15 protein-coding genes and 1 riboswitch are annotated in these 15426 nt (G+C 50.7%); all 15 genes read right to left on the reverse strand.

Annotated features, from left to right (window positions below):
- Positions 1-23 precede the first annotated feature (23 nt).
- The 15 genes from AC1BI1_RS09280 to AC1BI1_RS09350 all read right to left on the reverse strand — a co-directional run bounded on the left by AC1BI1_RS09280 (position 24) and on the right by AC1BI1_RS09350 (position 15426).
- Positions 24-1247: an aspartate kinase gene (locus tag AC1BI1_RS09280; RefSeq protein WP_476717001.1), complete on the reverse strand. Its 1224-nt coding sequence runs from the start codon at positions 1245-1247 to the stop codon at positions 24-26.
- A gap of 41 nt (positions 1248-1288) precedes the next feature.
- Positions 1289-2179: a homoserine kinase gene (gene thrB, locus AC1BI1_RS09285; RefSeq protein WP_476717002.1), complete on the reverse strand. Its 891-nt coding sequence runs from the start codon at positions 2177-2179 to the stop codon at positions 1289-1291.
- 15 nt (positions 2180-2194) lie between these two features.
- Entirely contained in the window at positions 2195-3241 is a 1047-nt protein-coding gene (gene thrC / locus AC1BI1_RS09290) for a threonine synthase (protein ID WP_476717003.1), read from the reverse strand.
- On the reverse strand, positions 3238-4536 hold the full coding sequence (locus AC1BI1_RS09295) for a homoserine dehydrogenase (RefSeq protein WP_476717004.1): 1299 nt from the start codon (positions 4534-4536) through the stop codon (positions 3238-3240). Before AC1BI1_RS09295 ends, thrC begins: the two co-directional genes overlap by 4 nt.
- Positions 4537-4761: 225 nt before the next feature.
- Entirely contained in the window at positions 4762-5883 is a 1122-nt protein-coding gene (gene metX, locus AC1BI1_RS09300) for a homoserine O-acetyltransferase MetX (RefSeq protein WP_476717005.1), read from the reverse strand.
- 36 nt (positions 5884-5919) lie between these two features.
- The gene (locus AC1BI1_RS09305; RefSeq protein WP_476717006.1) at positions 5920-7206 is read right to left on the reverse strand and encodes a homocysteine synthase; all 1287 of its coding nucleotides are present in this window, start codon (positions 7204-7206) and stop codon (positions 5920-5922) included.
- Positions 7207-7286: 80 nt separating this feature from the next.
- Positions 7287-7402: riboswitch (SAM riboswitch) on the reverse strand.
- A 122-nt stretch (positions 7403-7524) separates the two neighbouring features.
- Positions 7525-9003 (reverse strand): stage IV sporulation protein A, encoded by a 1479-nt coding sequence (gene spoIVA / locus AC1BI1_RS09310; protein ID WP_476717007.1) that lies wholly within the window; start codon positions 9001-9003, stop codon positions 7525-7527.
- 106 nt (positions 9004-9109) lie between these two features.
- Positions 9110-10129 (reverse strand): NAD(P)H-dependent glycerol-3-phosphate dehydrogenase, encoded by a 1020-nt coding sequence (locus AC1BI1_RS09315; protein ID WP_476717008.1) that lies wholly within the window; start codon positions 10127-10129, stop codon positions 9110-9112.
- 1 nt (position 10130) lies between these two features.
- The gene (plsY, locus tag AC1BI1_RS09320; RefSeq protein WP_476717009.1) at positions 10131-10718 is read right to left on the reverse strand and encodes a glycerol-3-phosphate 1-O-acyltransferase PlsY; all 588 of its coding nucleotides are present in this window, start codon (positions 10716-10718) and stop codon (positions 10131-10133) included.
- Positions 10715-12034, reverse strand: a complete 1320-nt coding sequence (der, locus tag AC1BI1_RS09325) for a ribosome biogenesis GTPase Der (RefSeq protein WP_476717010.1) — start codon at positions 12032-12034, stop codon at positions 10715-10717. Before der ends, plsY begins: the two co-directional genes overlap by 4 nt.
- Positions 12027-13364 (reverse strand): DUF512 domain-containing protein, encoded by a 1338-nt coding sequence (locus AC1BI1_RS09330; RefSeq protein ID WP_476717011.1) that lies wholly within the window; start codon positions 13362-13364, stop codon positions 12027-12029. The genes der and AC1BI1_RS09330 overlap by 8 nt, the downstream gene beginning before the upstream one ends.
- A 16-nt stretch (positions 13365-13380) precedes the next feature.
- Positions 13381-13863 carry a DUF3189 family protein gene (locus AC1BI1_RS09335; RefSeq protein ID WP_476717012.1) on the reverse strand — a complete coding sequence of 161 codons (483 nt, stop codon included), beginning with the start codon at positions 13861-13863 and terminating at the stop codon, positions 13381-13383.
- On the reverse strand, positions 13839-14309 hold the full coding sequence (locus AC1BI1_RS09340; protein ID WP_476717013.1) for a DUF3189 family protein: 471 nt from the start codon (positions 14307-14309) through the stop codon (positions 13839-13841). The genes AC1BI1_RS09335 and AC1BI1_RS09340 overlap by 25 nt, the downstream gene beginning before the upstream one ends.
- Before the next feature lie 9 nt (positions 14310-14318).
- Entirely contained in the window at positions 14319-14519 is a 201-nt protein-coding gene (locus AC1BI1_RS09345; RefSeq protein WP_476717014.1) for a capping complex subunit for YIEGIA, read from the reverse strand.
- A 16-nt stretch (positions 14520-14535) separates the two neighbouring features.
- Entirely contained in the window at positions 14536-15426 is an 891-nt protein-coding gene (locus AC1BI1_RS09350) for a YIEGIA family protein (RefSeq protein WP_476717015.1), read from the reverse strand.

Raw genomic sequence — 15426 nt, forward strand, 5'->3', positions numbered from 1 at the left:
CCCTTACTCAAAAACCCGGGGAACTAACCCCGGGTGTCATCCAGCCCGAACCATTTATGCAGAGCTCGCATGGCTTTGGTTAGGTGCTCTTCGTCAATAATACAGGAAACTTTTATTTCCGAGGTGCTAATCATGTGGATATTTATGCCTTCTTCCGCCAGGCAGGCAAACATGCGCGCTGCTACACCCGGATTGGTTATCATACCTGCACCCACAATGGAAACCTTGGCCACTTTGTCATCATAGGCTATAGAGCTGGCTCCAATCTTTTCTTTTACCTTTTCGGTTACTTCCAAGGCTTTAGCCAGGTCATCCCGTGTTACAGTAAAGGCGATGTCATTGATGCCGTCCCGCATGGCGCTCTGGACAATCATATCTACGTTAATGCTCTCCCGGGCTAAGGCTTCAAAAAGGGTTTTGGCAATTCCGGGGCGATCCGGAACATCATAGACTGCTATCCTGGCCACATTCCGGTCGCCAGCTACACCGGTAACCACCATTTGTTTTTCCATCTCGCTCACCTCTTTTACCAGGGTACCTTCATTATAGTTAAAGCTAGAACGGACCTCTAGGACCACCCTATGCAATTTGGCAAATTCTACTGAACGCGGCTGCAGCACCTGGGCCCCTAAACTGGCCAATTCCAGCATTTCATCGTAGGATATGGCAGGCAGTTTGCGAGCCTCGGGAACAATCCGAGGGTCAGCAGTGTACACTCCGTCTACATCGGTGTAGATTTGACATACATCAGCCTTTAAAGCCGCCGCCAGAGCAACTGCTGTGGTATCAGAACCTCCTCGACCTAAGGTGGTAATTTCATTGTCAGCTGTAGCTCCCTGGAAACCTGCGACAATTACAATCTTCCCGCTGTCCAATTCCCTTCTTAAGCGATCGCAGCTAACGTTTAGAATGCGCGCTTTGGTATGGACGCCATCGGTGAGAATACCCACTTGAGGACCGGTGAGGGAAATTACGGGCTCACCCAAATCCTGGATGGCCATGGCTAAAAGGGCAATGGACATTTGTTCTCCGGTGGCCATAAGCATGTCCAGTTCTCGCGCCGGTGGGTTGGGTGTGATTTGTTTAGCCATTTCAATAAGCTTATCGGTGGTGTCTCCAGGAGCTGAAACTACAGCCACCACTTGGTTGCCCGCCCTCTTTGTCTCTACCACCCGCCTGGCAACGTTTTTTACCCTTTCTGGCCCGTCCACCGAAGTACCGCCATATTTTTGTACTATTAGTGCCATAGATTAACTCTCTCCCACCTCTAACTTTTTTAGCTTGACCTCTAACAAAGGGTAGCACCCCGGCTGCAAGGTTGTAACTCTTTAATTTCGCAATCAACACCATGCTTTTTAAAAGCTTCCTTCATGGCCACCCCTACCTGGGGGCAGCTATCCCGACAGAAGGCAATGACCGTCGGCCCGGAACCGCTCAAAGTCACCGCTAGCGCACCGGCCTCTAGGGCAGCAGCGAATACACTGGACATCCCCGGTACCAGGGGTAAGCGGTAAGGCTGGTGTAAGCGGTCCTCCATGGCCTTGCCCATCAGTTCCAGGTTCCCCGCCTGGGCTGCAGCTATCAAAAGAGCCGTCCGGCTGAGATTAAAAACAGCATCCTCCACTGATACCATGGCTGGCAATACGCCCCGCGATACCCTGGTGGAAAGGGTAAAATGGGGTATGGCCACCTGAAGGGTCAAGCCCGCCGGCGGTTCCAGACGCTGGTAGTACACCTGCTGGCCATTAAGGGCCGCTACTACCAATCCCCCTACCATGGCAGGTACCACATTGTCCGGATGCCCTTCCAGATGGGCTGCTAAGGCGACGAGTTCGGCCTCATCGAGGGGATTGCCTAAAAGGGTATTAGCTCCCACCAATCCCCCCACTACGGCTGCAGCGCTGGATCCCAGGCCCCGGGCTACCGGTATATTATTATAAAAGACGATTTTAAAACCTGGAGCTTCCCGTCCTACTCGTTCATATACAGCTCGCACTGCCCGGTACGCAATGTTTTCAGGCCCTCGCGGAATGCTGTTTTCGCCTTCGCCCTGGACAATTATCTCTAACCCCGGAGCTTCTTCCACTGAGATGTAATCGTACAGATTTAAAGCCAGCCCTAAAGCGTCAAAACCAGGACCCAAATTGGCAGTAGTGGCTGGCACCCGCACTCGGGGCATAAACTTCCCGCCTTCCTACAGAACTACCTCTAACACAGCCTCTTCATCAGCCGGTAGAGAAAGGGGCTCATCTACCTGCTTGATGGCTATATTGGGATCTTTAAGTCCGTGCCCGGTGAGGACACAAACAACACGGTCATCGGGCTTAAACAAACCTTTTTTGACATGCTTAATTACCCCTGCCAGCGAGGCAGCCGAAGCTGGCTCGGCAAAAATACCTTCAGCCGTAGCTAAGAGGCGCTGGGCTCCCAAGATTTCGTCGTCACTAACACAATCAATAAAGCCGCCCGACTCCCTGGCAGCTTCTACGGCGGGCCGCCAGCTCGCCGGGTTCCCGATGCGAATGGCAGTGGCCACTGTTTCCGGGTTGGGTACTACTTCTCCCCTTACAATGGGGGCAGCGCCCTCGGCTTGAAAGCCGATCATCCGTGGCAGTTTCCTGCTTCTGCCAGCGACATAATACTCTTTAAACCCCCGCCAGTAGGCAGTAATGTTACCCGCATTTCCTACGGGAATAGCCAGGTAATCGGGTGCTTCTCCTAAGGAGTCGCAAACCTCGAAAGCTGCTGTCTTCTGCCCTTCTATACGGTAAGGATTCAGGGAATTTACCAGGGTAATGGGGTGTTCCGCTGTAATCTTGCGCACCAGGGCCAGGGCCGCGTCAAAATTGCCCTGAATAGCTATGACCTTAGCGCCGTAAAAAAGGGCCTGGGCCAGTTTGCCTAAGGCAATATTGCCTTCCGGTATCAGTACGCTGCATTTCAAACCACAACGGGCAGCATAGGCAGCGGCAGAGGCGGAAGTGTTACCGGTAGAGGCACACATGATGGCCCGCGAACCGGCCTCCACAGCTTTGGCTACCGCCATTACCATGCCCCGGTCTTTAAAAGAACCCGTAGGATTAAGCCCTTCATATTTAAAAAATAGCTGTAAGCCCAGTTCTCGGGAAAGATTATATGCTGGAATGAGGGGCGTATTCCCTTCCAAGAGAGTAATGACAGGGGTTTTGTCGGTTACAGGTAAAAACTCCCTATAAGCAGCAATTACTCCTGGCCACTTCAATGGGCCGTGCCTCCTTCTACTCGGATAACGCTGGCAATTTTATTCACTACCGGAAGGCCAGCCAGAATCTCCAGCGCCTCCATTAGATTTTGTTCCCGCACCCGGTGGGTAATAAAGACCAGCTCTGCTTGCTCCCCTACCATTCCTACCTGAATGACAGAAGCCAGGCTGACCTGGCGCTCGCCAAAAACACCGGCAATAGCGGCCAGCACCCCAGGCCGGTCTTTAACTATCATCCGCAAGTAATAGCGGGTTTCAATTTCGCCCATAGGTTTGACTACTTTTTCATTAAAGCAAGTGCAGGAAATGCGACCCCGGGTCCCCTGAATAATATTGCGCGCCGCTTCCATAATATCGCCCACCACGGCACTGGCTGTGGGCATCTCTCCCGCTCCCTGGCCGTAAAACATGGCTTCACCCACAGCATCGCCTTCCACAAAAATAGCGTTAAAAACACCGCCTACCGACGCCAGAGGATGTTGTAAAGGTACCAGCGCCGGGTGTACCCGTACTTCCACCACACCTTCCTCCTCCCGGGCAATACCCAGGAGCTTTATGGCATACCCCAGATCGGCGGCGTAGTTGATGTCCTGAGGATGTAAATGGGCTATCCCTTCATGATACACTTCCGGGTAGGTAATGCGCGTACCGAAAGCGATAGAGGCCAGGATGGCCATTTTTCTGGCCGCATCATCGCCTTCAATATCGGATCTTGGGTCCGCCTCTGCAAAGCCTAAGCGCTGGGCCTCCTCCAAAACCTCGGCAAATTCCCTGCCTTCCTGGCTCATCTTAGTGAGAATATAATTGGTGGTCCCATTCACAATACCCATAACCTGGCGAATCCTATTTCCCGCTAAGCACTCTTTCAAAGAGTGCACAATAGGTATACCACCGCCGACGCTAGCCTCAAAGAGAAGATCACATCCCCCGCTTTCGGCAGCAGCAAAAAGCTCCTTGCCATGGACAGCCAGGAGATCTTTATTGGCTGTTACCACGCTCTTTCCTTGTCTTAAAGCTTCCAGAATATACTCACGCGCCGGTTCCAGGCCGCCCATTACTTCAACTATAATATCTATCTCCGGATCCTTTAGGATGGTATCTGCCTGGGTGGTCAAGAGTTCTGAATTTACCTTTACCCTGCGGGGGCGGTTTAAATCCCTTACCAGTATCTTTTTTATCTCCAAAGGCCGACCCAGCTTCTGGGCTATCAAAGCTCCATTGCGGTCCAGGAGTTTAACTACTCCCCCACCTACGGTGCCTAAACCCAACAAACCTATTTTAACCGTATACTTCACTCAGGCTCCTCCTCAAGATTTCCATCTGCTTTATTCTAGCATTATTGCCTAGCAGGGAGCAATACCCCACTGCTCTAAGTTATCCCCTATTTTGAGCCTGTTTTGGCTCTAGAGCGAGCGGGCAAAAAACTCGGCCAAAAGCACAAGCCGCCCGAGGGCAAGAATGCCCGGGGCGGCAACTCAGACAAACTGAGATTGGAGGTCGAATTTGCCGGGAAGTACTATCTAATTTATTTCTGCCAAAAACTCCCTAACAATGGCTCCCAGCTTGGCAAATTCAATAAGGAAAGCATCATGGCCGTAAGGAGAATTGAGTTCCCGGTAAATAGCCCGACCGCCCACTTTATTGATTGTGTCTACAATTTCTTTTACCTGATAAGTAGGGAAAAGAATATCACTGGAAATCCCTATGGTCAAGCAAGGGGATTTTATCTTGCCCAGGGCTTCTTCATAGGAACTAAAGCCTCTGCTGACATCGTGGAGATCCATGGCCTTAGTCAAATACAGATAGCAGTTAGCATCAAAGCGCTCTACCAATTTGCGCCCCTGGTAATATAGATAATTTTCTACTTCAAACCGCCCATCTAAACGGAAGAAGTTTTCCGGGCCTCCGTTAATGGCGCGCGCAAACTTAAAGGACCAGGACTCATCGCTCTTATAAGTAATAGTGCCTATCATACGGGCCAGAGCCAGACCCTTTTCTGGCCCTGGCGTTCCGTAATAGTTGCCGCCACGCCACCCCGGATCCATATAAATTGCTTCCCGCTGCACAGTGTTAAAGGCAATATTCATGGCTGAAGTACGTCCCGGGGCAGCGATAACTATTATAGAAGCGAGAAAATCCGGATACGTGACCCCCCATTCCAAGGCCTGCATTCCACCCATGGAGCCGCCGATTGCCGTGACTAGGCGCTTTACCCCGAGGCTGTCGAGCAACGCCTTTTGTACCTTTACCATATCCCTGATAGTAATCACGGGGAAGTCCAGGCCATAAGGTTTTCCTGTAGCCGGATTGATGGAAGAGGGGCCCGTAGTACCATAGCATCCTCCTAAAACGTTGGAACAGATGACAAAATAGCGCTCTGTATCTAAAGGCCGTCCGGGCCCCACCATAGGGTCCCACCAGCCCGGCTTGCGTTCCCCTATCTGATGCCAGCCGGCCACATGGGCGCTACCTGTAAGGGCGTGAAGCACCAAAATAGCGTTATCGCCTGCAGCATTAAGGCGGCCATAGGTTTCATAAGCCACGGTGATGGGCCCCAGTTTCTTCCCACACTCGAGCACTAGCTCATCAGGCGGGGCGGCAAAGGTATAATATTGTGTCTTTACTAGACCAACATCCGCCACTTTGGGTTACTCCTTCTTAATCTTGGATCCCAGTATCTATCCACTGGCCCGAGCCAGAGCCTGGTCCAGGTCGGCTATGAGGTCTTCTGGGTCTTCCAGACCGATGGACAGGCGTACCAAATCCTCGGTTACTCCGCTGGCCAGCTGCTCTTCCACTGTTAGCTGCTGGTGGGTAGTACTTGCCGGGTGAATTACCAGGGATTTGGCGTCACCCACATTGGCTAACAACGAAAAAAGCCTTAGATTATCAATGAAGCGGCGGCCAGCTTCTTTGCCACCTCTTATTCCGAAGGTAAGGATAGCTCCTGCTCCGCGAGGTAAATACTTTTGGGCTAAAGGAAAACTAGGGTGCTCCGGCAAACCCGGATAACTCACCCAGGCCACTTTGGGATGCTCTTTTAGCCAATGGGCAATTTGCAAAGCATTGCTGCTATGACGCTCCATCCTCAAGTGCAGAGTTTCTAGACCCTGAAGGAAAAGGAAGGAGTTAAAGGGGCTTAAGGCGGGTCCCAGATCCCTTAACAACTGGGTGCGGGCCTTTACAATATAAGCGGCCGGGCCAAAGGTATCAACATAGCTTACTCCATGATAACTAGGATCGGGTTCTACTAGCTCGGGAAATTTCCCGTTGCGCCAGTTGAACTTGCCTGAATCGACAATAATTCCTCCAATACTGGTACCGTGGCCGCCAATAAACTTGGTGGCCGAATGGACCACAATATCCGCTCCGTATTCAAAAGGGCGGCACAGATAAGGGGTAGCAAAAGTATTGTCCACAATTAAAGGAATACCAGCTTCGTGGGCTATGGCTGCTATAGCTTCTAAATCGGGCACATCCAGTTTAGGGTTGCCGATGGTTTCTACGTAGAGGGCTCTGGTCTTCTCGGTAATAGCCCGGCGAAAATTATCGGGATCGGCACCATCTACGAAACGCACCTTGATACCGAGCTTAGGGAAAGTAACGTTAAAAAGATTATAAGTACCTCCGTAAAGGCTGGTGGAAGATACGATCTCCTGGCCCGCAGAAGTAATGTTAATAATAGCCAGGGTTATAGCAGCCTGGCCGGAGGCAGTGGCCAGGGCGCCCACTCCTCCCTCCAAAGCAGCTACCCTTTGTTCAAAAACATCTGTGGTCGGGTTCATGATTCTAGTGTAGATGTACCCTGCTTCCTCTAGGGCAAAAAGAGCAGCAGCGTGATCAGCATTGCGAAAAACATAAGAAGTCGTCTGATAAATGGGTACAGCTCGCGCTCCTGTGACGGGGTCGGGATTCTGACCGGCATGAACCGCCAGGGTAGCAAAACGGTACTTTTCTCCATTCATTGGTTTTCTCCTCTCCTTACTTGGATTTAATTTAAGTACAAAAAAAACCTCTCCGATAAGAAGAGGCTTGTATTTAACCCCTCTTATCTCTCAGAGCAAACGCCCTGCAGGAATTAGCACCTTTCCCCCTACAAAACTCCTAGGAGTAGGTTGCCGGGTTTCATCGGGCCAGTCCCTCCACCGCTCTTGATAAGAGTCGCAGTGCTTTATTCTTTTGTCCGTAAGTTCGGTACCTACTATACCTCTTTATTAAGCAGTTGTCAAGAGATAAGAAAAAACCGGTCCTTGAAACCGGCTTCTTCTTGACTGCTCCTTAAGTTATATGATAATACAGATTAAACCACCGCCACCGTCATTTACAATCCGCTCTACCGTTTCCTGTAGTTTAACCTGGGCATTTTCCGGCATCCTATAAAGCTTGCTTTGAATGCTCTCCTTGACCAGTTCGCTTAAGGATTTGCCAAAAATATTAGTCTGCCATATCTTTTGAGGATTCTCTTCAAATTCCTCCATAATGTACTTAACCAAGTCTTCGCACTGCTTTTCCGTACCTATTAAAGGAGTGACTTCGGTGGTAATGTTGGCGCGGATAAAGTGATAGGAGGGAGCAGTTGCTTTTAATCTTACCCCGAAACGCCCTCCTTGTTTAATTAATTCCGGTTCTGCCAGTTCCATCTCCTCTTCCGTAGGAGTTACCACTCCATAGCCTGTGTTGCGCACCTCTTGAATACCGTAAACAAATTTATCCCATTCTCGCTTGATACCTGCCAGCTCCCGCACCCAGCGCAAGAGCTCTTTATCGTTATTTATATCCAGACCTGTAACTTCTTTTACTATTTGATGGAAGAGGCCTTCCCGTACAGACATATCAATATGAGCTGTACCTGTTCCCAAATCCATATCTCGTAAAACCACCTTAGAAGTATAAGCAAAGGATTGGAGCTGCCCAATAGCGCCGTCGATGTCGCGCAAGCGCTTTACTTTACCAATAGCCTCGCGCACGGCCTCTTCCAGTTGCTGCCGCAGCCAATGGGTAGTCTCTAGTTCTTCTACCCAAGGAGGTAGATTGACATTAACCTCTATTACAGGAAATTCATAAAGGGCTTCCTCTAAAATATTTAAAAAATCTTCTTCTTCCAGGTGGAGACAATCCACCGGCAACACCGGAACATTATACTCGGCTTCCAAATGGTTGGCCAGTCTGACTGTCTCTTCATCCAAAGGGTGGGTAGAATTCAGTAAAACCACAAAGGGCTTGCCCAGTTCTTTAAGTTCCCAAACTACCCGCTCTTCGGCATCAATATAATTTTCCCGGGGGATCTCCGTAATGCTGCCATCCGTGGTTACTACAATACCCATGGTAGCATGGTCGGTAATAACTTTGCGCGTACCTATTTCCGCTGCCTGTTGAAAGGGTATTTCATGATCAAACCATGGGGTACGCACCATACGCGGCCCCTCGGCTCCTTCATACCCCAGGGCCCCCTCCACAGTATAACCCACACAATCCACCAGCCGCACCCGCATCTTTAGCCCTTCTCGTACGGTAATTTCTACTGCTTCTTGGGGAATAAACTTTGGTTCGGTAGTCATGATCATCCGTCCTGCGCCACTTTGCGGCAGCTCATCTTTGGCCCGATCTCGTTCATTGGGATTTTTAATATGGGGCAGGACCATTTTATCCATAAATCTGGTGATAAAAGTAGATTTACCCGTGCGCACCGGTCCTACTACACCGATATAAATGTCGCCCCCGGTGCGCTCAGCTATATCGCGAAAGATATCCCTGTTTTCCACCCTTCTCCCTCCCCAAGCTTGGATTTTTCTACCGTCCCGCTTGGCATGTTTTAACAATACATATATATGCCTGAGCTTGAGGATTATTACTTTGGGGTGGATTAAACTAATCGCACCAACTGACTCCTAGAAAACCCACTTCCATAGTAGGTTTCCGTTCCATAAGGGCAGCCACACATTGCCGCACCGGCTTTCCTTCATAGAGCACCTGATACACCTCTTCCGTTATGGGCATAGGTACCCCCAGTTGCTGGGCCAGCTTCCGGGCGGCAGCGGTGGTGCGTACCCCTTCCACCACCATCCCCATCTTATTTAGAACTTCTTCCAAAGGATGGCCTTCCCCCAAACTAATGCCGGCCCGCCGGTTGCGGCTGTACATACTGGAACAAGTTACAATAAGATCGCCGACGCCCGCCAGGCCGGCAAAAGTCAAGGGATTGGCTCCCATAGCCACTCCGAGTCTGGCGATTTCCGCCAGCCCCCTGGTCATTAAAGCCGCCCTGGCATTATCGCCCAGTCCCAGGCCGTCGGACATGCCCGTAGCCAAGGCAATAATATTTTTTAACGCTCCGCCCAGTTCTACGCCGATCACATCGGGATTGGTATAGACGCGAAAGGAAGGACACATAAAAATTTCTTGCACGTATTCGGCCACCTTTCTCTGTCTGGAGGTAACTACTACTGTAGTTGGAAGTCCCCGGCCTACTTCTTCCGCATGGCTGGGGCCGGAAAGCACGGCCAACTTCTCCATACCTTCTTCTGCCAACACCTGGGAAAGCCTGAGACCTGTATCCACCTCTAAACCTTTGGCCGTATTGACAACTATTGTTTCCGGTTTCAGATAGGGTCTAAGCATCCGGGCTATCTCCCTTACGGCATGGGAGGGCACACTTAAAACTACTACTTCGGCCCCAGCTACTGTTTTGGCTAGATCAGTTTCTATTAATATAGAATCGGGGAGGATTACGCCCGGTAGATAAGCGGAATTTTCTTTGTATTGTCTTAAATTGTTTGCAAATTCTGCCCTCCGGGCCCATAGCACAACCTGGAACCCTTTCCGGGCCAGCAAAACGGCTAAAGCTGTTCCCCAGCTGCCGGCTCCCACTACAGCTGTTTTGGGACGCACTCTAGTTCCTCTCCCCTAATTTGGGCTCTGTACCGGCCAATAACCGCTTAATGTTAGGTTTATGCCGGTAAATTATGAGGCTGGCAGCCAGTAGGGTAAAAAGGAAACGGGGGAACGGGAGGCGGAAAAGTAACACAAGAACTGGCGCCGCCGCAGCTGCCATGATAGAGCTCAAAGAAACATACCTGGTACTAAGAAGTACGATCAACCAGATAACAAAGGCCCAGAAGAGGGCAGCAGGTGCTAAAGCCAGAAAAACTCCCGCTGCCGTAGCCACGCCCCGGCCTCCGTGGAAGGATAAAAAGATAGACCAACTGTGGCCGGCCATGGCTGCCAGGCCGGCCAGCACAGCCAGCCAGTCCCCTCCCAGCGCCCGCCCCAAAAGTACGGGAATTGTACCCTTCAGCACGTCTATGACCAGCACCAGAAGGCCCGGTCCAGTCCCCATGGTCCGAAAGGCATTAGTCGCTCCTACATTGCCGCTGCCATAACGCCGGATATCAAATCCCTTGAGGTACCTGGCCACTACATAAGCTGTGGGTATGGAGCCCAGTAGATAAGCCACCAGCAAAGTGAATAACCACTTCATGCCTCCCTTCCTCCTTTGGCCCGGAAAATAAGTTTTAAGGGCGTCCCTTGGAAACCGAAAGCCTGGCGCAATTGATTTTCCAGGTAGCGGCGATAAGAAAAATGAATGGCTTCGGGATCATTGACAAAAAAGACAAAGGTGGGTGGCTGAACATCTACCTGAGTGGCATAATAAATTTTTGCCGCTCGACCTTTTACCGTTGGGGGCGGTGTAAGCAACACGCTTTCCCGAATTACTGAATTAAGGAGGCCGGTACTTACCCGATGCCTGGCCTGTGCAATTACCTCATCCACGGTAGGCAATATCTGGTGAACGCGCTGGCCGGTAAGAGCCGAGATAAAAAGTACCGGTGCATAATCCATAAAGTATAGCTCCTGCAGCACTGCTTTACGATAATGGTCCAAGGTGTGGCTGTCTTTGGGTATTAAATCCCACTTGTTTACTACTATTATAGCCCCTTTGCCTCTTTCGTGACCATAACCGGCGATTTTTTTATCCTGTTCCGTCACCCCTTCAGTAGCATCTAAAACAAGTAAAACTATATCGGCCCTATCAATGGCTTTAAAAGCACGCTGGACACTATAACGCTCCGTAGTCTCTACTATCCGGCTGCGCCGGCGTATACCCGCGGTATCAATGAGAATGTATTCTTTATCCCCCTTCCGGAAATAGGTGTCAATGGCGTCACGGGTGGTTCCGGGAATCTCGCTTACAATGACCCGTTCTTCTCCCAGCAACCGGTTGACCAAAGACGACTTGCCCACATTGGGTCGCCCCACAATAGCAACCCGCGTCCCTTGCCTGCCCTCTTCCTCTATCTTGCGCGGTAAAAGTTCCACAATTTTGTCCAGGAGGTCTCCTACATTTAAGCCATGGGCTGCAGAAATGGGAAAAGGATCGCCTAAACCCAACCTGTAAAATTCTTGCAGAATAGACAAATCCTCAAAATTATCCACTTTATTGGCCACCAGAATCACAGGCCGCTCTGACCGGCGCAGAATGTCAGCTACGGCAAAATCATCAGCTGTCAGCCCTTCCCGAGCATCTACCAAGAACAGAATAACATCCGCCTCTGATAGAGCCTGCTCCGCCTGTTTTCTCACCTCGGTTTCCAAACCTTCCGGTTTATCGGTAATACCACCTGTATCCACCAGGGTAAATTCATAGCCCTGCCAATCAGTGTCGTGATAAAGGCGGTCCCGCGTTACTCCTGGCACATCTTCCACGATAGCGATCCGCCCACCCACCAGGCGGTTAAATAAAGTAGATTTTCCCACATTGGGCCGGCCCACAATGGCCACTACCGGCTTACTCACCCTTCTCCCTCCCCAGCAGGGCCTTTACCAGCTCCTTCCCGCTGGTAGGAACCACCACGAGCCGCCGGCCTAAACGGGCTCTCAAATCTTCCACCTTCCAGTCATCCAGAAATACAGGAGCATCCCTTTTTAACATAACATCGGGAATAAGGACAACCTCCTCCTGGTCCACTTCTGCTGCGGATAAACCCTTTAGCAGGTCTTGGCCTGTGAGTAAACCCGCCACGGTTACCTGGGGCCCGAAAAAAGAGTTCGCAATCCCCACCACCCTGGCTTCCAAGCCCTCTATTCTGTCTTGGATATGAGTTAGCAGCTTGCTTATAAGCGGGGCAGCCAGTTTCCCGGTGGCCACCACTACCCGGCGCTGTAAGGAAAAACTCTGGGATAACTTTTCGACTTGGTGGTAGAATTCATCCAGAAAGATACGGGTTAAACCTACCCCATTTTCCTCCTGGGGAAAACCGTCATAAGCGGAGGCCGGAGGCAGGGGCAGCCCGCTTGAAAGATAGAATTCATCGGCAGCATAGACCAAACCTACTCCATAACGAAGACGAAAATTATGCTGCCATCCTTCTACCTGCTGTACCACTTTTCGCGACTCCAGCGGGGTATAACGGCGCAGGGGAAACAATTTTTCCCGGTGACAAGTTAATCCCACAGGTACTACAGCTATGGAGCGCAAAGCCGGAAAAAAGCGGGCCAGATCCTCTAAAGTTTTATCTAGCTCAGCTCCATCATTGATACCGGGGCAGAGGACAATTTGAGCGTGAAACTCAATGCCCGCTTTCCTTAACCGCTCCAGCTGTTCTAAAATAGGAGCAGCCCGTTTATTCCCTAGCAAGCGGGCGCGTAAAGCGGCATTGGTAGTGTGCACGGAAACATAGAGCGGGCTTATTCGCCAGCGGCAGATGCGTTCCCAGTCTTCCGCCCGCAAATTGGTCAAAGTAATGAAGTTACCGTGTAAAAAGGAATAGCGATAATCATCATCCTTAATGTAGAGGCTGGGCCGCAGGCCCGCAGGCATTTGGTCCACAAAGCAAAAAAGGCATTTATTATTGCAGCGCCGCAACCCATCAAAGGTGGCTTCGGCAAACTCCAGCCCCAGATCTTCATCATATTCTTTTTCAATTTCCAGGACCCAATGCTCACCGCCGGGTTTTATAATTTCAACTTCAATATTTTCTTCCGCGGTCAAATAGCGGTAAGCGATAATGTCCGGTACCTTCTCGCCATTTATGGAGACCAGGATATCTCCCGGTTTCACGCCTAGCTCGGCAGCAATGCTTCCCGGCCGTACAGCAGCTATCTTAACTCCTGTTTTTTTCGGCAAAATCCCTTCGCTCCTTCTATTTTTCGCCCCCATTATCCAATATTTTACCGGTAACGTCAAGTTTTAAAACTGCTACCTCCTCCACCAGCTGGCATAGCCGCTGGTGGCTTTTTTTAAGGCCCCAGTGGATCAGTTTTGGTGCTTTTAACAAACAGCCTAAAAGGACGAGCGAGGAGGCCTTTTCTCCTACATCTATTAGCATAACTGTCTTCTCCGGCAAACCCCATATTTGTAGGAAACTGCTAACAATCTGGCGTACCAGCTTTCCATAGGGCCCCACCGCTGCAATATAAACGCAGTGGCCGCGATGGTCCTGGCCTATAAACAAAAGCCTCCCCCTTCTTATCCGCTGATTAAAATAAGGGAGGGCAAGCAATTCCTTACAGGCGGGGCCTTTTGCGGAGGATAATTTGCCCAAGTGGAGATTTGCCGCTACCAGAGCTGCCAGGATACCGTTAAAACAAGTATAAACAACTACCACTGCTGCTTTTTCTCCCACAGGTAACGATTTTGTTCCACAAAGGCCACCAGGCGGAAAAAAGAGCGTCTTACGCCCCAGGTTACTATGGGCCGGCCCAAGATGCTTATCCCTACGCGGCGGGAGAGAAAACCCCCTATAATCATGGGCCAGTTTACCAGGGGTGAAGTATCGAGCAGGAGAAGCTCTTCTCGAGGTAAACCCAAAGCCTCCACTAGATCGTATAGGAGATTCTCATAAGCCTCCCCCATTCCCCGTTTACCCGCTGCGTAAACTTCATGGTTAAAGTTGTCCTTACCCATGAAGATAATTTGTCCTTCCCCTCCTTGGGGGGGACGATCAAAATGGGGCATGGCTCTAATTTCGTCAGCGGCAGGCAGGCGGTCACCGGGTAGCATGCCCAGATGAATAGCCGCCGCTATTATAGAAGAGTGAGCTCCACCAAAGCAGTGATAGATTATCTTCATAACATTATCTTAGTGCCTGACGATGACCATGACCCCGTTGTCCAGGTCATGGGCCATGGCATCCAGCATGCGGCTAAAAGTTAATCCCAATTTCTGCTGTTCCTCTTCATCTTCAACTAAAAAGATAGGGGCTCCCCCGCCCCACACCTTTTCCCTAGCGGATCGTGTAACAATAACGGCCAAAATATTGCCTCTCCACTCCAGAGACACCAAAATCCCTCCTGCTTTAATCGGCAGCAGCGCGCCCTACCCGGCTTTTTAAAGGCCGGGTAACGGCGCTTTCCAAAACCGGCGTCATGCGCACCGCCTGCAAGAGGCATTCCATATCGGGCTCATTGGGCAAAACATAAAGGACCAGTTCGCCGGTATCAATGTTTTTGCGGGCCAGGGGTGTCCATTCCTGCTCGCCAATATCCAGCTTAGTGCCTAAAAGGGTAGCCACCGTATGGAGTATAGCTTGCCTTTGGCCGGCATCATGTAAGACAGCCCGGGCATCATCATTTTTAGGTTTGATTACTACAGCCAGAGCTTCGCGCAAAATTTTTTCCCGGGATTTTTTTAACCCTACATTCATGACTACTACACCGTTAATAGTTAGAAAAGGCCCGCGAAAAGTTATATTGGCGGGTTCTACCGTGGCAATCTCCCCTAAATATTGTCCCCTCTTAAAATGGCCGCTGATATAGGTAAGAAGGGCCCCCAGGGCGATTCCCGCTAACCAATGGAAATAAAAAGTAGCTATACTGGCTCCCAGAGAAGTGAACATAACCAGGTAATTCCGGGATTCAAACACACGGGCGATACCCTCAATATAATCGCGGCCGCGCGGGACCAGTTCCCGTTCTTCTAGTTCGGCTAGGGACTTCCTCTCCAGGTTGCGTATTTCACGGAATTGCTGGGCTACCAGAGCCAGAAATGTAACGGCCGTGTATTCTCGGGCGGCCAGAGCTGGAACAGCCACAGCTCCGATCAACGAAGCTATGGCTGCCAGGGAAAGATGAGTTACTACGCTATGGGGATAACCGGGATACCGCCGGTAGTCGCTGCGCAGAAGATAGACACGGCAGATTAATCCTGCGGAGACGCCGACCAGTAAAGTCAAAGTGAGGGCATCCAT

The organism is Thermanaeromonas sp. DSM 22490 (assembly GCF_056378755.1).